Here is a 19,195-nt window from a genome sequence, read left to right on the forward strand (position 1 = left end):
CGGGCTACGTGTCACACCGTGAGGTGGTGCTTCACCATCTCGTCGGTCAGCTCGCCGATCGCACCGCCCGCGACGTTGCGTCCCTTGTCGAGAATGCAGAAGTCGCTGGCCACGCGGCGCACGAACGGCAGCTTCTGTTCGACGATCAGCACCGTCAGCCCCTGTTCCTGGTTCAGACGCAGGATCAGATCCCCGATCTCGTGGACGATATTGGGCTGGATGCCTTCGCAGGGCTCGTCGAGGATCAGCATCCTGGGTTGCAGCAATAGCGCGCGGCCGATCGCCAGCTGTTGCTGCTGACCGCCGGACAGATCACCGCCGCGCCGCCGCAGCATCTGCTTGAGCACCGGGAACGTCGTGTAGACGCGCTCCAGTGCATCGGCCGGACGCTCGCGCTTGGCGAACAGGCCCATGCGCAGGTTCTCTTCGACGGTGAGCTGCGAAAAGATCTCGCGTCCCTGCGGCACGTAGCCGATGCCCATCCCGGCACGCGCCTCGGCGGCAGACTTGCGCAGATCGCGATTCTCGAAGCCGATCTCGCCGGAGGCCGCGGGAATCAGCCCCATGACGCACTTGAGCAACGTGGTCTTGCCCATGCCGTTGCGGCCCATCAGGCAGGTGCGCGATCCGGGACGGATCGTCATGTCGATGTCCCACAGCGTGTGGCTGCCGCCGTAGAACTGGTTGAGGTTCTTGATCGCGATCATCTCAATGCCCTCCGTCGCCGAGATACACCTCGATCACCTTCGGATCGTTCTGTACCTGTTCCATCGAACCCTCCGCCAGCACCGATCCCTGGTGCAGCACCGTGACGGTGCGCGCGATGGAGCGGACGAAGTTCATGTCGTGCTCGACGACGACGACGCTGTGCTTCCCCGCCAGCGACACCAGCAACTCGGCGGTGCGCTCGGTCTCCTGCGGCGTCATGCCGGCCACCGGCTCGTCGACCAGCAGCAGCGCCGGGTCCTGCATCAGCAGCATGCCGATCTCCAGCCACTGCTTCTGCCCGTGCGACAGGCTGCCGGCGCGCGCAGCGCGGTGATCCTTCAGGCCGATGGTCTCCAGCACCTCGTCGATGCGCAGGTGCTGTTCGGGCGTCATCTTCGCGAACAGCATCCGCCACACCGACTTGTTGCCCGCCATCGCCAGTTCGAGGTTCTCGAACACGCTGTGCTCGGAGAACACCGTGGGCTTCTGGAACTTGCGGCCGATGCCGACTTCGGCGATCTCGGGTTCGGTGAGCGTCAGCAGGTCCACCGTCTGGCCGAACCACGCGGAGCCCAGGTCGGGCCGCGTCTTGCCGGTGATGACGTCCATCATCGTGGTCTTGCCGGCGCCGTTGGGGCCGATGATGCAGCGCAGCTCGCCGGCCTCCACGTACAGCGACAGGTTGTTCAGCGCGCGAAAGCCGTCGAACGAAACCGTGATGCCCTCGAGGTACAGGATGATGTCGTGCGACAGATCGAGCCGCGGTGCCGCGGCGCTGCCGCCACGATTGAGCACGCGTCCGACCGTGTTGCCGAAGCGCTCGATGCCGCCGCGCAATCCGGGCGCGCTCATCGGGCTCTCCGCGCGCGCTGCAGCCGCAGCGTATCGATCTTCGCCTTCAGGTCCGGCAGCACGCCGACGATGCCCTTGGGCAGGAACAGCGTGACGACGACGAACAGCGCGCCGAGCGCGTACAGCCAGACGTCGGGCAGCGCGTCGGTCAGCACCGTCTTGGCGTAGTTCACCAGCACCGCGCCGACGACGGCGCCGTACAAGGTCCCTCGCCCGCCAACCGCCACCCAGATCACGACCTCGATCGAGTTGATCGGCGCGAACTCGCCCGGGTTGATGATGCCGACCTGCGGCACGTACAGCGCACCGGCCAGGCCCGCGAGCATCGCCGAGAACGTGAACAGCCAGAGCTTGTAGTTCTCCACGCGATAGCCGATGAAGCGTGCGCGGCTCTCGGCGTCGCGGATCGCCTGCACGACGCGACCGAAGCGCGATCGCACCACGTAGCGGCAGGCGAAGTAGCCGAAGCCCAGGCAGACGCCCGTGGCGACGAACAGCGCGATGCGCACGCCCGGCTGCTTGAGGTCCATCCCCAGCAGATCCTTGAAGTCGGTCAGGCCGTTGTTGCCGCCGAAGCCCATCTCGTTGCGGAAGAACGCCAGCAGCAGCGCGTAGGTCAGCGCCTGCGTGATGATCGACAGGTACACGCCGGTCACGCGCGAGCGGAACGCCAGCCACCCGAACACGTAGGCCAGCAGCCCCGGTATGAACACGACCATGATCATCGCGAACCAGAACTGGTCCATGCCCTGCCAGAACCACGGCAGCTCCTTCCAGTTCAGGAACACCATGAAGTCCGGCAGCACCGGATCGGCATACACGCCGCGCGTGCCGATCTGGCGCATCAGGTACATGCCCATCGCGTAGCCGCCCAGCGCGAAGAACGCGGTGTGCCCGAGGCTCAGGATTCCGCAGTAACCCCAGATCAGGTCCACCGCCACCGCCAGCAGCGCGTAGCACATGTACTTGCCGATCAGCGTCACGCTGTACGAGGACAGGTGCAGCACGTTGCCCTCGGGCACCACGAGGTGAAGGATCGGCACCAGCACGGTGACGATCGCGAGCACGGTCAGGAACAACCCGCTCGGCAGGTCGTTGCGCATCAGCAGCTGGTAGGGCGTCGGCGGCGCGTGTTTCGCGAGCTTGCGCGGTGCTTCCATGGCGTTTTCCATCAGGCGATCCCATCCCGTAGCCCGGACGGAGTCCGGGATCCCACCATCAAGTCGTACGTCGTTCCGGACTCCGTCCGGGCTACGAGAACGTTCATCAATGTCCCTCCGCCGCGCGGCCTTTCTGTGGGAACAAGCCACGCGGCTTGCGCTGGATGAACAGGATCAGCGCGACCAGCACGAGGATCTTGGCGAGTACGGCACCGGCATACGGTTCGAGCAGCTTGTTGATGACACCCAGCGACATGCCGCCGATCAGCGTGCCCCAGAGATTCCCGACGCCGCCGAAGACCACGACCATGAACGAGTCGATGATGTAGGCCTGCCCCAGGTTGGGACCGACGTTGGTGAGCTGCGACAGCGCCACGCCGGCGATGCCCGCGATGCCGGCGCCCAGGCCGAACGTGGCGGCGTCGACGAAGGCGCTGCGCACGCCCATCGCCCGCGCCATCGGCCGGTTCAGCGACACGGCGCGCACCTGCAGGCCCAGCGGCGTGCGCTTGAGCACCGCCACCAGCGCTGCGAAGACCATCAGCGAGAACACCAGGATGTAGAGACGGTTGTAGGTCAGCGCGAGCGCATCGTTGACCTGCCAGACGCCGCTCATGAATTCAGGGATCGACACCGGCCGGTTGTTCGGCGAGAACACCGAGCGCACGAGCTGCTGCAGGATCAGCGACAGGCCGAACGTCGCGAGCAACGTCTCCAGCGGCCGCCCGTACAGGAAGCGCACGATGCCGCGTTCGATGGCGACACCGAACGCGCCGGACACCAGGAACGCCGCCGGCACCGACAGCAGCAGCGCCAGGCCGTGGTTGTCCGGAATCAGCAGCTGCATCACGTAGGCGGTGTAGGCGCCGAGCATGATCAGCTCGCCGTGCGCCATGTTGATCACGCCCATGACGCCGAACGTGATGGCCAGGCCAATGGCCGCCAGCACCAGCACCGAGCCCAGCGACAGGCCGAAGAACATCGTCTCGGCCGCGCCGTAGACCGAGCGCCAGAAGTTGATGTTGTCGAGCGCCGCGTTCGCCGCCAGGCGCACGCGCTCGTCCGGCTCCGCGAGCGTGCCGTCTTCAGCCGGGGTGACCAGCGTCGTGAGCCGGTTGTGCACTTCGGGGGCGAGTTCACCGTCGAGCGCGCGCACCGCCGCGAGGCGGGTGTCGGCCTCGGGGCTTTCCAGATCCGCCAGCGCCAGGCCCACCTCGATCGCCCGCTTCACTTTCGTGTCATTTTCAGCGGCGAGGGTCGCGCGGAACGAGGCGACGGTGGTTTCGTCCAGCGCGCGCATCGATTCCTTGACGGCGGACAGGCGGACCGCCGGATCGGGATCGGTCAGCGCGATCTGTGCCAGCAGGTTCTTCAGCGACTTGCGCAGCGAGTTGTTGGTGCCGATCTTCGACAGGCCCTCGGCAGGCTCGGTACCCAGGGATTTCTGCGTGACCGGATCGGTCAGCGCGAGCGATTCCTCGCCTCCTTCCACCGCCTCGGCGACGACGACGACGCCGTCGCTGCTGCGGGCGTACAGCTTTCCATCCAGGAACGCCGCCAGCGTCGGCCGTGCGTTGGGATGTCCCGACACGGCGACCTTCTGGGCCACCGCTTCCTTCTCGGCGAAATTCGCATTCGCCAGCGGCGCGAGCAGCGCCGCCAGATCATTCGTGGCCGCGGGTGCGACCGTTGTTGCTGCCACCGCAGGCTCGACCGGCGCTGCCGCTGCCTCGTCGGCCTTGGCCGTCGAAGCGCCAAACGCCGCGAGACCCAGTGCGGCGCACAGGATCGCGAGCTGATGTCGAAGGCACAGCTTGGGGCGGATCGGCTTCATGGCAATTCGACTAGCGAGGACCGGGCCAAAACCGGACTTCCTGATCAGGCAGGAAGCCGGTTCCCAGGGGCCTCAGGAGAGGGTGGTGTCCGGATCGGACTTGTCTCCCTCCCCCCGCGACAGCGGGGAGAGGGAGACAGCGGAGGAGATCGTCGACCGACGCTCCGAACCCGAACACCGATTCAAATCACCCGGCTCAGTAGTTCTGGCCCGAGCACTTCTTGGTCTTCGTGTTGTAGTTGCCGCACTTGAGCTTCACCCAGTCGGCCTCGATGTCCTTCGAGCCGTCGAGGAAATCGCTCCAGGCGTCGCCCGGCACTTCCTTGTCGGTCTTCCAGACGATGTCGAACTGGCCGTCTTCACGCACTTCGCCGATGTAGACGGGCTTCGTGATGTGATGGTTGGGCAGCATCGTCGCGGTGCCGCCGGTGAGGTTGGGCACCGACAGGCCGATGATCGACTCGCTGACCTTGTCGACGTCCACGCTCTTGGCCTTCTCGGCCGCTTCGACCCACAGCTTGAAGCCGATCACCGTGGCTTCCATCGGATCGTTGAACGTGCGCTTCGGGTTCTTCGTGAACGCGCGCCAGGTCTTGATCGCGGCGGAGTTGGCCGGCGCGCTGTAGGTCTGGAAGTAGTTCCACGCGGCCAGATGGCCGACCAGGGGCTTGGCATCCAGGCCGGCGAGTTCTTCCTCACCGACCGAGAAGGCCACGACCGGGATGTCTTCGGCCGAGATCTTCTGGTTGCCCAGTTCCTTGTAGAACGGAACGTTGGCGTCGCCGTTGATCGTCGAGACCACCGCCGTCTTCTTGCCCGCGCTGCCGAACTTCTTGATGTCGGACACGATCGACTGCCAGTCGGAATGACCGAACGGCGTGTAGTTGATCATGATGTCTTCCGGCTTCACGCCCTTGTCCTTGAGGTAGGCCTCGAGGATCTTGTTCGTGGTGCGCGGATAGACGTAGTCCGTGCCGGCCAGCACCCAGCGCTTCACGCCGATGTCCTTCATCAGGTAATCGACGGCCGGGATGGCCTGCTGGTTGGGCGAAGCGCCGGTGTAGAAGACGTTCTTCGAGGACTCCTCGCCCTCGTACTGCACCGGGTAGAACAGCAGGCCCTTGTTCTTCTCGAACACCGGCAGCACCGACTTGCGCGACACCGAGGTCCAGCAGCCGAAGGTCACGGCGACCTTGTCCTTCACGAGCAGCTGCTCGGCCTTCTCGGCGAACAGCGGCCAGTTCGACGCCGGGTCGACGACCACGGCCTCGAGCTTCTTGCCGAGCACGCCGCCCTTCTTGTTCTGCTCGTCGATCATCATCAGGACGGTGTCCTTCAGCGTGGTCTCCGAGATGGCCATCGTGCCGGACAGCGAGTGCAGCACGCCGACCTTGATGGTGTCCGCCGCCTGCGCGATCTGGGCTGCGCCCAGCAGCGCCAGTGCCGCTGCGCCGCCGAGCATCCGGCGTGCCAATGAATTCGAAATCGTCATGGGAATCCTCTTGCTTGGATGTTTGTCGATTGAGTGAAAGTGCATCCGCGATCAGATGCGGAACTGCACGCCCAGACCCACCTGCGTGACGTCCGGCGCCGCGTTGTCGTAGTCCGTGTCGACGTAGAACAGGCTCAGGCGGCAGTTGAAGGCCTTGATGATGTAGTTGAGGTTGAGCTCCATCGTTTCCTGCGTGAAATCGACGGTGCCTTCCTCGTAGTCCGTCTCGGCGTACTTGCCGAGCACCTGGAACTTGCCGATGCCGACCTGCTGCGGGAACAGGAACGCGCCGAGCACGAAGAAGCCATCGCTCTCGGTGAACGCGCCGGCAGGCAGGCCGGGGCCCGTGCTGTAGCCGCCGAACTCGTCGTACTTCGCGTATTCGGCTTCCACGGTGAACGCGCCGCCGCCCGCCACCTTCTTCTCGAGCAGGAAGTCGGCCGTGTAGGCGCTCGTGCCGCTGGTTTCCTGGTGCGTGGCCAGGCCCACGGAGAGGATGTCCTTCTCGCCGTAGTAGGTGCCGTTGAGGTAGTAGCCCGACTCGATGTCCCAGAAGCTGTAGTGCAGGCGGCCGGCGATGACCGTGTCCTTGTCGCCCAGCGTGCTGCCGGCGTCGAAGATGCCCAGCGAGATCTTCAGGCGGTCGAAGTCGCCCCAGTAGGCGACGCCGTTGTTGCGGCCGGCCGCGACGAACGGATAGCCGTCCTGCACGCCGTCGACGTAAGGCACGAAGTTGTTCGCGAAGTACGGGCCGTAAAGGTTGGCGCGATCCGACGGCGGCAGGAAGCGGCCAGCCCAGATGTTCACCGTCGGCGAGAACTCGAAGCGTCCCACCGCGTCGATGATCTGGACGTCGTTCTCGGCGTCACCCTGGTAGTCGGTGTTCAGCGTGAACTTGATCTGCTCGGTGATGCTGCCGTTGATGTTGATGCGCGCGCTGTCGAGGTTGAAATCGTTGACGTCCTCGGCGGCGCCGTCGACATCGGTGCTGCGGAAGCTGCTGCGCATTTCCGCGCCCAGGCTGACCGGCGGCAGCGTGATCGTGGCGGCCTGCGCGGCGGCACCGAACATCAGGGGCGCGAGGCCCAGGGACGCCATGCCGAGGCGCTTCAGGTTTCGACGAGGGCTTGCGCCCGCATTGCGTTTCATGAGGTAGAACTCCCTGTTGACTGTGATGAAGCGGAGCCGAACGGCTCCTTTGGGTCCGAGTGATGCACCGTCGGAGGCGGCTTGTTGCTGGATCGGTTTTTTCATGTGCATGGGTCCACGCGTCGTCGTGGCCTTATGCGGATCGACGACGCCCGTAGCCCGGACGTTGAATTTCGCGAAGCGAAAGAGCGGGGTTTCCCTCTCGTCGGAGCGGCCATCCCGGACTTCGTCCGGGCTACGTCGAGGTGATCGCGCGCGTCGATCGTCATCACGCGTCCGCCGGCGACGTGCCGGCGCGCCCCTTGTTGATGGCCACCGTCGTCGCGGCGGTGCGCGTCTCGACGTTGAGCTTTTGAAAGATGTGTTCGAGGTGCTTGTTGACGGTGCGCGGACTCATGTCGAGCACGCCGCCGACCTCGACGTTGGTCTTGCCCAGCGCCACCCAGTGCAGGACCTCGGCCTCGCGCTGCGTGAGCTTCAGCGCACGCACCAGCGCCTCGGGTTCGGGCACGTGCGCCTGGCTCTGGATCAGCAGGCGCTGATCGCCGCCACGCGCCGAGCCGAGACGGCTGAACACCAGGCGACGCTCGCGCGTGGGCCACACGCAGCTGGTTTCCTGGTCCTTGCCGACCCACTGGCGCAGCGCGATCGGCAGGCGCTCGTCGGCATCGAGAATGTCCTTGAGCCAGCGGCGCGCCAGCGGCGTGGCCCAACGCACGCGACGTTCTTCGTCAATCGCGACGATCGCGTCGCCGGCCGCATCCGCCGCCTGCTGGCTCTCGGCCATCTGGCGCGCATTGGCCAGGTGCGCCGCGATGCGCGCGAGCACCTCCTGCGGGCGGATCGGCTTGGTCACGTAGTCGACGCCGCCGCACTGGAAGCCGCGCACGACATGATCGGTGTCGGTCAGGCCGGTCATGAAGACCACCGGGATGTGGCGCGTGCCCAGCTCGCGCTTCAGCCGCAGGCAGGTCTCGAAGCCGTCCAGGCCCGGCATCAGCGCGTCGAGCAGGATCAGGTCGGGTGGCTCGAGCTTGGCGCTCTCGAGCGCGCGCTCGCCGCTGGTCGCCACGCGCACGGTGTAGCCGCCCTGCTCGAGCGCGTCGTGCAGCATCGCCAGGTTGGCCGGCACGTCGTCGACGATCATCACGACGGCGTCGGGTCCGCTGCGGCTCATGCGGCACCTCCGCGTTCGGAGGACGCCGTGCCGCCAGCCGCGTGGACGGTCTCGGCAATTTCCGCCGAAGGATCGGCGAGCAGATTCATGTATTCGGGCAGGCGGAAGGCCTGCACGTGTTCGCGCAGCCGCGCCGTGAAGGCGCCGTTGCGCGGATCCAGCCGATCGATCTCGTCGAGCTTGGTCAGGATGCCGCGCACGTGGCCCAGATCGCCGAGCACGCGCAGGGCCTGCAGACCCTGCTCCGGCAACGTCGCGGAGCCGCTCGCCTTCGCGTCGGTCACCGAAGTTCCGGGCTCGTCGGCTTCCTGGCTGCGCGCAATCCAGATCAAGTCCAGGCGCTCGCGCACCCGATCGAGCAGCCGCACGATGTTCACCGGCTTGACCAGGAAATCTTCCGGCGCGATCCCGGCGCTCTCGCCCAGATCCTTCTCGTACGAATCGGCCGAGATCACGACGATCGGCAGCGGCGCGGCGCGGTTGGCACGCAGCAGCCGCGCCGTCTCCCAGCCGCTCATGCCCGGCATGCCGATATCGAGCATCACGAGGTCCGGCTGCACGTGACCGACCAGACGCAGCGCGTCGATGCCCGAGCTGGCTTCGGCCACTTCGAAACCGATCGGCTGCAGCACGCTGGCGAGGAACCGGCGATCGACCGCGGAATCGTCGACGACCAGCACGCGGCGGCGCGGCCCCGCGTAACCGGCGACGTCGAGACGCGCGGGCTCCGCTGCACGCTTGGGCGTGCGCACCGCCGGCAGGAACAGGCGCACCACGAAAGTGCTGCCCTCGCCCGGTCGGCTCGTCGCGCTGAGTTCGCCGCCCATCAGGCTGGTCAGCAAGCGCGCGATTGTCAGGCCCAGCCCGGTCCCGGCCTCCGAACTGGCGGCAGCACTGGCGCCACGCTCGAAGGGCAGGAAGATGCGCTCCAGATCCACCGGATCGATTCCCTCTCCGGAATCGCGCACCTCGAAACTCACCATGTCCCGCCGGGACTGCACGCTCAGGCGAACGCTTCCGCGTGCCGTGAACTTCACCGCGTTGCCAAGGATGTTGATCAGGATCTGGCCGAGGCGCTTCTTGTCCGCGCGCACCACGGCCGGCAGCTTGCCCTGCACGTCGTAGTCGAAGGAAAGGTGCTTGTTCTGCGCCTGCAGCCGGAACATGCCGACGATCTGAGCGAGGAACTCCGGCAGGCGCAGCTCCTCGGTGTCGAGCTTGAGCTTGCCGCTCTCGATCTTGGCGATGTCGAGCAGGCCGTCGACCAGCGAGGCCAGGTGCTCACCGCTGCGGCGGATCACGGCGAGCGCATCGCGCCGGTGCAGCGGAATGGCCGGGTCGTATTCGAGGATCTGCGCGTAGCCCAGGATGCTGTTGAGCGGCGTGCGCAGTTCGTGGCTGATGCCGGTGACGTAGCGGCTCTTGGCCTGGTTGGCCTTGTCGGCCACCTGCTTGGCCAGCTGCAGCTCGGCGTCGGTCTTCTTGTGCGCCTCGATCTCGCGCATCAGCAACTGCGTCTGGCGATCGGTCTCCTGCTGCGCGACGCGCCGGCTCTCGGCGCTGAGCACGACGAACCAGCAGCCCACGCCGGTCCCCAGCAGCAGGACGCCGTAGACCGCCAGCACGCTGGCCCGCAAGGTCGCCGCCACTTCGGGCGCGCCGGAGACCTGGAAGATGTAGATCGAACCGAGAATGCCGGCGAGCACCGTGGAGGCGCCGACGAACAGCAGCGCGAAGCGGCCGAGCTGGGAATCGAGCTGCGTCGCGAAACCCGGCATCAGGCGCCGCAATGTCGCGGCAACCTGGTCCGGCAGGTTCGCGCCCGGCTTGCAGGCATCGTTGCAGCGCACGTCGAGCGAGCAGCACAGCGAGCAGATCGCGCCGCGATAGGCCGGGCACAGCGCCATGTCCTCGGTCTCGTAGCTCTTCTCGCAGATGACGCAGCGCTGCGACGACTTCTTCTTCAGGAACGTCGCGTCCGGCTGGCGCGCGATGTAGTAGCGGCCCTTCGTGTACCAGGCGATCAGCGGGGCGCAGACGAAGGCGGTGACCAGCGCGATGAACGCGGAGAAGGCCTGCGCGTGCGGCCCGAACGTCCCCGCGTAGGCCGCCACCGACAGCACCGAGGCGATCAGCATGCTGCCGACGCCCACCGGGTTGATGTCGTACAGATGGGCGCGCTTGAACTCGATGCCCTTCGGCGAAAAGCCCAGCGGCTTGTTGACGACCAGGTCCGCCACCAGCGCACCGACCCATGCGATGGCGATGTTCGAATACAGGCCCAGCACCTTCTGCAGCGCCGCGAAGACGCCCAGCTGCATCAGCAGCAGCGCGATGCCGACGTTGAACACGACCCAGACCACGCGACCCGGATGGCTGTGCGTGACACGGGCGAAGAAATTGGACCAGGCCAGCGAGCCGGCGTAGGCGTTGGTCGTGTTGATCTTGAGCTGGCTGAGCACGACCAGCAGCGTCATCGCGATCAGCGCGAGCTGCGGCGACGAGAACACGTAGCCGTAGGCGTGCAGGTACATCGTCGCGGGTTCCAGCGCGTGCGCCGCCGGCACCAGGTGCTTCATCGCGACGAACGCCAGCAGTGCACCACCGAGCATGCGCAGCGCACCGAAGCCGATCCAGCCCGGACCCGCGATCAGCAGGCTCGCGGTCCAGGCCTTGCGGTTCTCCTTGGTGCGCTCCGGCAGGAAGCGCAGGAAGTCGATCTGCTCGCCCACCTGCAGCACCATCGACAGCACCAGGCTCGCCGCCGCGCCGAACATCAGCAGGTCGAAGCCCGCGCTGCCGTTGCCGATGAACGAAGGCAGTTCGGCCACGAGATCCGGCGACTTCGCGAACACGAAGACATACGGCGCCGCCAGCAGGATCAGCCACAGCGGCTGCGTCCAGGCCTGGAAGCGGTTGATCAGCGTGATGCCGTGCGTCACCAGCGGGATCACGACCAGCGCGCTGACGAGATAGGCGATCGTCATCGGCATCTCGAAGCAGAGCTTCAAGGCCAGCGCCATGATCGTGGCTTCGAGCGCGAAGAAGATGAACGTGAAGCTGGCGTAGATCAGCGAGGTGATCGTCGAGCCGATGTAGCCGAAGCCCGCGCCGCGCGTCAGCAGGTCCATGTCCAGGCTGTACTTGGCGCCGTACCAGCTGATCGGCAGGCTGACCAGGAAGATCACGACGCTGCCGAACACGATGGCCCAGAACGCGTTGGTGAAGCCGTAGCTGAGCAGCAGCGCGGCGCCGACGGCTTCGAGCAGCAGGAAGGCGATGGATCCGAACGCGGTGTTGGCCACGCGCAGCGGCGACCACTTGCGGAAGGAGCGCGCCGTGTAGCGCAGCGCGTAGTCCTCGATGGTCTCGTTGGCGACCCAGGTGTTGTAGTCACGACGCACTTTCACGATCCGCTGGATCGCAGGTGCGCGCTCACCGGTGGTCGAGATCGTGGAGGCCATGCTGTTGCTGGTGGACCCGGCACCCCATGCGCCGGATGCAGGGACACGGCGCAATAAGCGGGCCGTCCGGCTACGCGCCGCATACGTCAATCGACGTATCACGCGACCGCGGGCCAGCCCTCAAGGTCGGCCTGCTCCTGTTTGGCGCAGTCCTTGCGCTACAGCCTCGAACCCGCACCACCAGGGAATGCTGCGCAGGCTCCGGACCGACAGTCGGGGCTGACGCCCCTCCTACAGACAGAGCCTTTGTAGGAGGGCGTCAGCCCCGACAGGACCTGCGCGTACTCTTCGACGTATCTCCGCCCGCTAAGCGAACCCGCCATGAAAAGCATCCGACTGCCTGCGCTGATCCTCGCTCTCGCCTTCGCCGGAATGGCACAGGCCCATCCCGGCCACGGCGATACCCGCTTCTTCACCGGCCTGCTGCATCCGGTGACCGGCCTCGATCACGTGCTCGCGATGCTCGCCGTGGGCCTGTGGGCCGGTCTGCGCGATCGCGCCGCCACTGCGGCGTCGGCGCTGGTGTTGCCGGGCCTGTTCGTCGCCAGCGCGGCGCTGGGAACGGCGCTCGGACTTGCCGGACTGTTCAACGCCAGCATCGAAACCGCGGTGGCCGCCTCGCTGCTGCCGATGGGCATCGCGCTGCTGTGCGGCGTGCGCAGCCATCATCTGGTCACGCTGACCTTGGTGCCGCTGTGCGGCGTCTTTCACGGCGGCGCGCACGGCGCCGAACTCGCCGGCCTGGCCGGTGCAGGCGCCATCACCGGTTTCCTGCTCGGCACCGCGCTGCTGCATGCCGCCGGTGTTGCCGTCGCACTGGCGCTGCCGTCGACGCGCCGCCGGCTCGCGATTGCCGGCTACGGCGGCGGCCTCGCGGCCGCGAGCCTCTGGCTGCTGGCCTGAGTCCCGTTCCGCTCACCCGGTCCGATCCCGTGGCACGCGCCTTGTTCGACGCTCTGCCAGCCGCCGTCGAGGCGCCCGCGCCTCCGCGGCCGGCTCGTGTCTGGGCGGCCGAGTTGAGCCTTCGCCTCGAACGTCGCGGTGATCGCACCGTTCTTGCGCACGCGCACCACCGTGGACCGCTGCGCGTGCAGAAGGCGCTGTACCCCGAGACCGAGGGCCGCGCAGACGTGCTGATCCTGCACCCGCCGGCCGGCATCGCCGGCGGCGATCACCTGAGCTTGCACGTGGAGCTGACCCCGGGCGCACAGGCCCGGATCACGACGCCGGGCGCGGCCAAGTGGTACCGCGCGAGCGGACGCGCGGCCTTTCAGGACACGCACCTGAAAATCGCCGACGGCGCCGTGCTCGAGTGGCTGCCGCAGGAGGCGATCGCCTTCGACGGCGCCCAGCCCTGCACCCGAACGGACATCGACTGCACCAAGGACGCGCGTGGCTGCGGCTGGGACCTGTGGATGCTCGGACGCCTCGCTGCCGGTGAAACCTTTGCCAGCGGCGAGCTGCGTCAACGCACCCGGCTGCGTCGCGACGGTCGTCTGCTGTGGAGCGAGCGCATCCGGCTCGCTGCCGACGATCCTCTGCGCCGCTCGCCGCTCGGATGGAACGACGCGGGCGTCATCGGCAGCTTCTGGATCATCGGCCTGCCCAACGACGAGAGCCTGCTCGCCTCCTGCCGCGAAATCGCCGAGCCGGGCGTACAGATCGGCATCACGCGGTTCGAGCACGGCTTGTGGATCGCGCGTGCGCTCGGACACTCCGCGGAGAAGGTGCGTACCGCGCTGACGCGCATCTGGTCGCAGGTCCGTCCGACGCTGTGCGGCGCGACCGGCGTGCCGCCGCGGATCTGGGCGACGTAGACGTGATGTCCACCACTCCTCTCATCACCCTGCCCTCCGCATCCGCGGTGGATTCCCTCCTCTTCCGCCATCGCGGGCCCGAGGCGTACGACTCGCTGTCGCGAGCATAGACATCCATGGAACTGACCCCACGCGAGAAGGACAAGCTGCTGCTGTTCACGGCCGGCCTGCTGGCCGAACGCCGAAAGGCACGCGGCCTGAAGCTCAACTATCCCGAGTCGATCGCGTTCATCTCGGCAGCGCTGCTCGAGGCCGCGCGCGACGGCCGCAGCGTCGCCGACCTGATGAGCTACGGCACGACCTTGCTGACGCGCGACGACGTCATGGACGGCGTGGCCGAGATGATTCCGGATATCCAGATCGAGGCGACGTTTCCCGACGGAACGAAGCTGGTCACCGTGCACAACCCGATCGTCTGAGCAAAGGGCCTACCCATGATTCCAGGTGAACTGCTGATCGACGATGGCGAGCTGTTGCTCAACACCGCGCGCAAGACGCAGGTGATGACGATCGCCAACACCGGCGACCGACCGATCCAGGTGGGGTCGCATTACCACTTCTTCGAGACCAACACGGCGCTGCGCTTCGATCGCAAGGCGACGCGGGGTTATCGCTTGAACATCGCGGCCGGTACCGCGGTGAGATTCGAGCCGGGACAGGAGCGCAGCGTGGAGCTGGTCGAGCTGGCGGGAGATCGCGTGGTGTACGGATTCAATGCATTGGTGTCGGGGCCGCTCGACGCTAAAAAACAATCCAACCGTAGCCCGGGTGCAACCCGGGGTTCACGCCCATCGACGAAGAAAAACCCCGGGTTGCACCCGGGCTACGCGAAGCGGAAGACCCCACGATGAGCGCCTCCATCACCCGCCGTGCCTACGCCGAGATGTTCGGCCCCACCGTCGGCGACCGCGTGCGCCTCGCCGACACCGACCTGCTGATCGAAGTCGAGAAGGACTACACCTTGCTCGCCGGTTCCTACGGCGAGGAAGTGAAATTCGGCGGCGGCAAGGTCATCCGCGACGGCCAGGGCCAGTCGCAGCGTCCGGCGAAGGACTGCGCGGACACCGTCATCACCAACGCGCTGATCGTCGATCACTGGGGCATCGTCAAGGCCGACATCGGCATCAAGAACTCGCGCATCGCGGCGATCGGCAAGGCCGGCAATCCGGACATCCAGCCCGGCGTGAACATCATCATCGGCGCCGGCACCGAGATCATCGCCGGCGAAGGCATGATCATCACCGCCGGCGGCATCGACAGCCACATCCACTTCATCTGTCCGCAGCAGATCGAGGAGGCGCTGATGTCCGGCGTCACGACGATGATCGGTGGCGGCACCGGTCCGGCCACCGGCACGTTCGCGACCACCTGCACACCCGGACCCTGGCATCTCGAACGCATGCTGCAGGCCGCGGACGCCTACCCGATGAACATCGGCTTCCTCGGCAAGGGCAACGCGAGCCAGGCCGCACCGCTGCTCGAACAGATCAAGGCCGGCGCGATCGGCCTGAAGCTGCACGAGGACTGGGGCACCACGCCGGCCTCGATCGACTGCTGCCTGTCCGTTGCGGAGGACACCGACACGCAGGTCGCGATCCACACCGACACGCTCAACGAGTCCGGCTTCGTCGAGGACTCCGTGAAGGCGTTCAAGGGCCGCACGATCCACACGTATCACACCGAAGGCGCCGGTGGTGGCCACGCGCCGGACATCATCAAGGTCTGCGGCGAGAAGAACGTGCTGCCGTCGTCGACCAATCCGACGCGGCCGTACACCGTCAACACGCTCGACGAGCATCTCGACATGCTGATGGTCTGCCATCACCTCGACGCCAGCATCGCCGAGGACGTGGCCTTCGCCGAGTCGCGCATCCGCAAGGAGACCATCGCCGCCGAGGACATCCTTCACGACATCGGCGCGTTCTCGATGATCTCGTCGGATTCACAGGCCATGGGCCGCGTCGGCGAAGTGATCATCCGCACGTGGCAGACCGCCCACAAGATGAAGACGCAGCGCGGATTCTTGCCCTCTCCCCCGGGGAGAGGGCCGCGCGCAGCGGCTGGGTCCCAGCGCGGGAGTGACTCAATGTCACTCCCGCGTAAACCCAACCTGGGTGAGGGACAGTCTCCCGCTCGACACGACAACTTCCGCGTGAAGCGCTACATCTCCAAGTACACGATCAACCCCGCGATCGCCCACGGCATCGCGCACATCGTCGGCTCGGTCGAAGTCGGCAAGTGGGCCGACCTCGTCGTCTGGAGGCCCGCGTTCTTCGGCGTGAAGCCCTCGCTGATCCTCAAGGGCGGTTGCATCGCCGCCGCCGCGATGGGCGATCCGAACGCCTCGATCCCGACGCCGCAGCCCGTGCATTACCGGCCGATGTTCGCGGCCGCTGGCGGATCGCTCGCCCGCTGCTCGCTCAGCTTCGTGTCGCAGGCCGCCGTGAAGGCCAGGGTGCGCGAGCGCTACGGCCTGCAGAAGGACGTCGTCGCCGTCAAGAACTGCCGCAAGATCGGCAAGCGCGACATGGTCCACAACAACCTGATGCCCGACATCTCGGTGGATTCGGAGACCTACGAGGTCATCGCCGACGGCGAATCGCTGACCTGCGAACCGGCCAGCGTGTTGCCGATGGCGCAACGCTATTTCCTGTTCTGATGCACACGCCCGCACGGTGCGCTCCGCGCACCAAATCTCCTCTCGTCGAACCGACGCCTTGGTGCGCAAAGCGCACCCTACGCTGATGCTCAGACTCGACCGCCTGCTCGCTCCGGAAACGCCGGATGGCGCCACGCGCCGCCTCACGCTGCGCTACGCCGAACGCTGCAAGAGCCGCCTGCGCGTCGAACTCGACGACGGCACCGAGGCCGGATTGTTCCTGCCGCGGGGAACCGTGCTGCGCTCCGGTGACCGGCTCGCCGCCGAAGACGCCGCCGTCGTCGTCGAGATCCGCGCCGCAACCGAAGAGCTCTACGAAGTCCGCGCCACGCACGACGCCGTCGACCCGCACTTCGACCTGCTGCGCGGCACGTATCACCTCGGCAACCGGCACGTCCCGGTCCAGCTCGCGCCGGGACGTCTGCGCCTGGAGCGCGACACCGTGCTGCGCGAACTGCTGCTGCGCCTCCGGCTCGATGTCCGCCATGTCGAGGCGCCGTTTGAACCGGAGGCCGGCGCCTACGGCGGTGGCCATCGGCACGATCACGACACGACCGGCGGCATGCTGGGCGAATCGCTGTCGCGCGAAGCCCACGCAGCGACGCCCGACTTCGCGTCCATGCGTTTCCAGCCGCTCGGCCGATGAGCCTCGCCGCGCTGCTGCAGCTGGCGAGTCCCACATTGCCGGTGGGCGCGTACAGCTATTCGCAAGGCCTGGAGAGCGCCATCGACGCGGGCCACGTGCGCGACGAAGCCACGGCGCTGCGCTGGATCGCCGATGCGCTGGAACTCGTGCTCGCACGCTACGAGGCGCCGGTGTGGTTGCGCCTGCATCGCGCGTTCGCGTCCGGCACGTCCGACAACGCGATCGAATGGAACGAGGACGTGCTCGCCACGCGCGAGACGCAGGAGCTGCGCGCGGAGTCGGTCCAGATGGGCTATTCGCTGGCGCAGCTGATGCGCACGCTGGGTCACGCCTTCCCGCTCGACGTTGAGACAATCGCCTATCCGACGGCGCACGCCTGGGCCTGCAGCTGCTGGCAGATCGACGAACACCAGGGCCTGGTCGCGTACCTGTATGGCTGGGCCGAGAACCAGGTGATGGCCGCGCTCAAGACGGTGCCGCTCGGCCAGTCCGCCGGCCAGCGCCTGCTGCTGGCGCTACGCACATCGATCGACGCGAGCGCGAAGACCGCATCGAGCCTGTCCGACACCGACCTGAGCACGCAGACGCCAATGCTCGCGATCCTCAGCAGCCTTCACGAAACGCAGTATTCACGCCTGTTCCGGAGCTGACCGCATGACCGATCTCGCCGCTTCCAATCCCCTGCGCGTCGGCGTCGGCGGCCCCGTGGGCTCGGGCAAGACCACGCTCGTCGAGGTCTTGTGCAAGCGCATGCGCGACCATCACCAGCTCGCGGTGGTCACCAACGACATCTACACCAAGGAAGACGAGCGCCTGCTGGTCGCGGCGCAGGCCCTGCCGGCCGAACGCATCATGGGCGTGGAGACCGGCGGCTGTCCGCACACGGCGATCCGCGAGGATGCCTCGATCAACCTCGAGGCGGTGGACCGCATGAGCAAGCGCTTCCCTGACCTGGACCTGATCTTCATCGAGTCCGGCGGCGACAACCTCGCCGCGACGTTCAGCCCGGAGCTTTCCGATCTGACGATCTACGTGATCGACGTGGCCGGCGGCGAAAAGATTCCGCGCAAGGGCGGCCCCGGCATCACCAAGTCGGACCTGCTGGTGATCAACAAGACCGACCTTGCGCCGTACGTGGGCGCCTCGCTCGACGTGATGGCGCGCGATGCGCAGCGCATGCGCGGCGACAAGCCCTTCGTTATGACCAATCTGAAGACCGGCGTCGGACTCGACGTGGTGATCGCGTTCATCGAGAAGCAGGGGATGCTGGTCTGATCATCCACCCGTAGCCCGGGTGAAACCCGGGGTTTGACTCGCATATGGAGCGCGGCCCCGGGTTTCACCCGGGCTACGGGGCTACCGATGTCGCCGTCCGCTTCACACCACCTCGTCCGTCCACACCTTGAACCCCGCCAGCGTGTTCTCGCCGAACGCCGTGCTGATCGCCACGTCGGCGGCGTCACGCCCGCGCGCAATCAGCACGCGACCGATGCGCGGCTGGTTGTTGCGGGCATCGAAGGTGTACCAGGTGCCGGCGAGATAGGCCTCGAACCAGCCGGAGAAATCCATCGGCCCGTACGGCGGCGGCATGCCGATGTCGCCGAGATAGCCGGTGCAGTAGCGCGCCGGAATGTTCATGCAGCGACAGAACGCGATCGCCAGATGCGCGTAGTCGCGGCACACGCCGACGCCGGAGTTGTAGGCCTCCAGCGCGGTCCTGCTGGAACTGGCGTGCTCGTAGCCGAACTTGATGTGCTGCTGCACGAAGTCGCAGATCGCCTGCACGCGCGGCCAGCCCAGCGGCGTGTGCGAGAACAGTTTCCAGGCGATGTCGGACAGCCGGTCGGTCTCGCAGTAACGGCTGCCGAGCAGGAAGACCAGCGTGTCCTCGGGCAGCGAGAAGATCTCGTGCTGCCAGGCATTCGGTACGACCGGCTCCGGCGCGCCGGTATCCCGCACGATCGTGTCGCCGGTGAACCGTATCCTGCCTTGCGGCGCGACCAGTCGCGTGCACCAGTTTCCGAATCCGTCGCGATAACCCGCCAGCGGGACCGGTGGATCGGCGACGATGTGATCCGGGCTCACCATGTCGGACGCGCGGCTGTAGTGCACGTTCAACGTGAGAATCATCGGTGTCGGCTTCGGCAAGTCGTACACCAGCTCGTAACCCACCCGAATCTGCATGCCAGCTCCTCGTCAAGAACTGCAGCGCGCGGGAGGCACGCCGATCGGGTTCA

At 66.7% G+C, this 19,195-nt stretch carries 17 protein-coding genes; 8 read left to right on the forward strand and 9 right to left on the reverse strand.

Annotation, left to right across the window (positions count from 1 at the left end; translation table 11 throughout):
- Window positions 1–11: 11 nt before the first annotated feature.
- The 8 genes from urtE to DFR24_RS07855 form a co-directional block, all read right to left on the reverse strand.
- Entirely contained in the window at window positions 12–707 is a 696-nt protein-coding gene (gene urtE / locus DFR24_RS07820) for an urea ABC transporter ATP-binding subunit UrtE (protein WP_133880721.1), read from the reverse strand.
- Window position 708: 1 nt separating this feature from the next.
- Window positions 709–1,560 carry an urea ABC transporter ATP-binding protein UrtD gene (gene urtD / locus DFR24_RS07825; RefSeq protein ID WP_133880722.1) on the reverse strand — a complete coding sequence of 284 codons (852 nt, stop codon included), beginning with the start codon at window positions 1,558–1,560 and terminating at the stop codon, window positions 709–711.
- On the reverse strand, window positions 1,557–2,663 hold the full coding sequence (gene urtC / locus DFR24_RS07830; protein ID WP_133881522.1) for an urea ABC transporter permease subunit UrtC: 1,107 nt from the start codon (window positions 2,661–2,663) through the stop codon (window positions 1,557–1,559). The genes urtD and urtC overlap by 4 nt, the downstream gene beginning before the upstream one ends.
- Before the next feature lie 163 nt (window positions 2,664–2,826).
- Complete coding sequence (urtB, locus tag DFR24_RS07835; RefSeq protein ID WP_133880723.1) at window positions 2,827–4,554, reverse strand: urea ABC transporter permease subunit UrtB; 1,728 nt, start codon at window positions 4,552–4,554, stop codon at window positions 2,827–2,829.
- 196 nt (window positions 4,555–4,750) lie between these two features.
- Window positions 4,751–6,046 (reverse strand): urea ABC transporter substrate-binding protein, encoded by a 1,296-nt coding sequence (urtA, locus tag DFR24_RS07840; RefSeq protein WP_133880724.1) that lies wholly within the window; start codon window positions 6,044–6,046, stop codon window positions 4,751–4,753.
- Window positions 6,047–6,097: 51 nt separating this feature from the next.
- Entirely contained in the window at window positions 6,098–7,195 is a 1,098-nt protein-coding gene (locus DFR24_RS07845) for a porin family protein (RefSeq protein WP_133880725.1), read from the reverse strand.
- A 268-nt stretch (window positions 7,196–7,463) separates the two neighbouring features.
- A complete protein-coding gene (locus DFR24_RS07850; protein WP_133880726.1) occupies window positions 7,464–8,372 on the reverse strand; it encodes a response regulator transcription factor in 909 nt (302 codons plus the stop codon).
- Window positions 8,369–11,836 carry a hybrid sensor histidine kinase/response regulator gene (locus DFR24_RS07855; protein WP_133880727.1) on the reverse strand — a complete coding sequence of 1,156 codons (3,468 nt, stop codon included), beginning with the start codon at window positions 11,834–11,836 and terminating at the stop codon, window positions 8,369–8,371. The genes DFR24_RS07850 and DFR24_RS07855 overlap by 4 nt, the downstream gene beginning before the upstream one ends.
- Window positions 11,837–12,157: 321 nt before the next feature.
- Between DFR24_RS07855 and DFR24_RS07860 the strand changes: the two genes are divergently transcribed.
- The 8 genes from DFR24_RS07860 to ureG all read left to right on the forward strand — a co-directional run bounded on the left by DFR24_RS07860 (window position 12,158) and on the right by ureG (window position 18,233).
- Window positions 12,158–12,739: a HupE/UreJ family protein gene (locus DFR24_RS07860; protein ID WP_133880728.1), complete on the forward strand. Its 582-nt coding sequence runs from the start codon at window positions 12,158–12,160 to the stop codon at window positions 12,737–12,739.
- Between the two features lie 41 nt (window positions 12,740–12,780).
- A complete protein-coding gene (locus DFR24_RS07865) occupies window positions 12,781–13,653 on the forward strand; it encodes an urease accessory protein UreD (protein ID WP_162851102.1) in 873 nt (290 codons plus the stop codon).
- Window positions 13,654–13,769: 116 nt separating this feature from the next.
- The gene (ureA, locus tag DFR24_RS07870) at window positions 13,770–14,072 is read left to right on the forward strand and encodes an urease subunit gamma (RefSeq protein WP_133880730.1); all 303 of its coding nucleotides are present in this window, start codon (window positions 13,770–13,772) and stop codon (window positions 14,070–14,072) included.
- A gap of 15 nt (window positions 14,073–14,087) precedes the next feature.
- Complete coding sequence (locus tag DFR24_RS07875; protein WP_133880731.1) at window positions 14,088–14,504, forward strand: urease subunit beta; 417 nt, start codon at window positions 14,088–14,090, stop codon at window positions 14,502–14,504.
- The gene (gene ureC, locus DFR24_RS07880; RefSeq protein WP_133880732.1) at window positions 14,501–16,312 is read left to right on the forward strand and encodes an urease subunit alpha; all 1,812 of its coding nucleotides are present in this window, start codon (window positions 14,501–14,503) and stop codon (window positions 16,310–16,312) included. Before DFR24_RS07875 ends, ureC begins: the two co-directional genes overlap by 4 nt.
- An 85-nt stretch (window positions 16,313–16,397) precedes the next feature.
- The gene (gene ureE / locus DFR24_RS07885) at window positions 16,398–16,958 is read left to right on the forward strand and encodes an urease accessory protein UreE (RefSeq protein ID WP_133880733.1); all 561 of its coding nucleotides are present in this window, start codon (window positions 16,398–16,400) and stop codon (window positions 16,956–16,958) included.
- Window positions 16,955–17,608: an urease accessory protein UreF gene (locus tag DFR24_RS07890; RefSeq protein WP_133880734.1), complete on the forward strand. Its 654-nt coding sequence runs from the start codon at window positions 16,955–16,957 to the stop codon at window positions 17,606–17,608. The genes ureE and DFR24_RS07890 overlap by 4 nt, the downstream gene beginning before the upstream one ends.
- Before the next feature lie 4 nt (window positions 17,609–17,612).
- Window positions 17,613–18,233, forward strand: coding sequence for an urease accessory protein UreG (ureG, locus tag DFR24_RS07895; protein WP_133880735.1), 621 nt, complete (start codon window positions 17,613–17,615; stop codon window positions 18,231–18,233).
- 102 nt (window positions 18,234–18,335) lie between these two features.
- Here the strand turns inward: ureG and DFR24_RS07900 are convergent, their stop codons facing one another.
- Window positions 18,336–19,142: a transglutaminase-like domain-containing protein gene (locus DFR24_RS07900; RefSeq protein WP_133880736.1), complete on the reverse strand. Its 807-nt coding sequence runs from the start codon at window positions 19,140–19,142 to the stop codon at window positions 18,336–18,338.
- Window positions 19,143–19,195 lie beyond the last annotated feature (53 nt).

This window comes from Panacagrimonas perspica (assembly GCF_004364935.1).
Lineage (GTDB): Bacteria > Pseudomonadota > Gammaproteobacteria > Nevskiales > Nevskiaceae > Panacagrimonas > Panacagrimonas perspica.

Excerpts from the sequence above, each read along its gene's own strand:
- urtE (WP_133880721.1), bottom strand. The coding sequence starts at position 707 with ATGATCGCGATCAAGAACCTCAACCAGTTCTACGGCGGCAGCCACACG.
- urtD (WP_133880722.1), bottom strand. The coding sequence starts at position 1,560 with ATGAGCGCGCCCGGATTGCGCGGCGGCATCGAGCGCTTCGGCAACACG.
- urtC (WP_133881522.1), bottom strand. The coding sequence starts at position 2,663 with ATGCGCAACGACCTGCCGAGCGGGTTGTTCCTGACCGTGCTCGCGATC.
- urtB (WP_133880723.1), bottom strand. The coding sequence starts at position 4,554 with ATGAAGCCGATCCGCCCCAAGCTGTGCCTTCGACATCAGCTCGCGATC.
- urtA (WP_133880724.1), bottom strand. The coding sequence starts at position 6,046 with ATGACGATTTCGAATTCATTGGCACGCCGGATGCTCGGCGGCGCAGCG.
- DFR24_RS07845 (WP_133880725.1), bottom strand. The coding sequence starts at position 7,195 with ATGAAACGCAATGCGGGCGCAAGCCCTCGTCGAAACCTGAAGCGCCTC.
- DFR24_RS07850 (WP_133880726.1), bottom strand. The coding sequence starts at position 8,372 with ATGAGCCGCAGCGGACCCGACGCCGTCGTGATGATCGTCGACGACGTG.
- DFR24_RS07855 (WP_133880727.1), bottom strand. The coding sequence starts at position 11,836 with ATGGCCTCCACGATCTCGACCACCGGTGAGCGCGCACCTGCGATCCAG.
- DFR24_RS07860 (WP_133880728.1), top strand. The coding sequence starts at position 12,158 with ATGAAAAGCATCCGACTGCCTGCGCTGATCCTCGCTCTCGCCTTCGCC.
- ureA (WP_133880730.1), top strand. The coding sequence starts at position 13,770 with ATGGAACTGACCCCACGCGAGAAGGACAAGCTGCTGCTGTTCACGGCC.
- DFR24_RS07875 (WP_133880731.1), top strand. The coding sequence starts at position 14,088 with ATGATTCCAGGTGAACTGCTGATCGACGATGGCGAGCTGTTGCTCAAC.
- ureC (WP_133880732.1), top strand. The coding sequence starts at position 14,501 with ATGAGCGCCTCCATCACCCGCCGTGCCTACGCCGAGATGTTCGGCCCC.
- ureE (WP_133880733.1), top strand. The coding sequence starts at position 16,398 with ATGCTCAGACTCGACCGCCTGCTCGCTCCGGAAACGCCGGATGGCGCC.
- DFR24_RS07890 (WP_133880734.1), top strand. The coding sequence starts at position 16,955 with ATGAGCCTCGCCGCGCTGCTGCAGCTGGCGAGTCCCACATTGCCGGTG.
- ureG (WP_133880735.1), top strand. The coding sequence starts at position 17,613 with ATGACCGATCTCGCCGCTTCCAATCCCCTGCGCGTCGGCGTCGGCGGC.
- DFR24_RS07900 (WP_133880736.1), bottom strand. The coding sequence starts at position 19,142 with ATGCAGATTCGGGTGGGTTACGAGCTGGTGTACGACTTGCCGAAGCCG.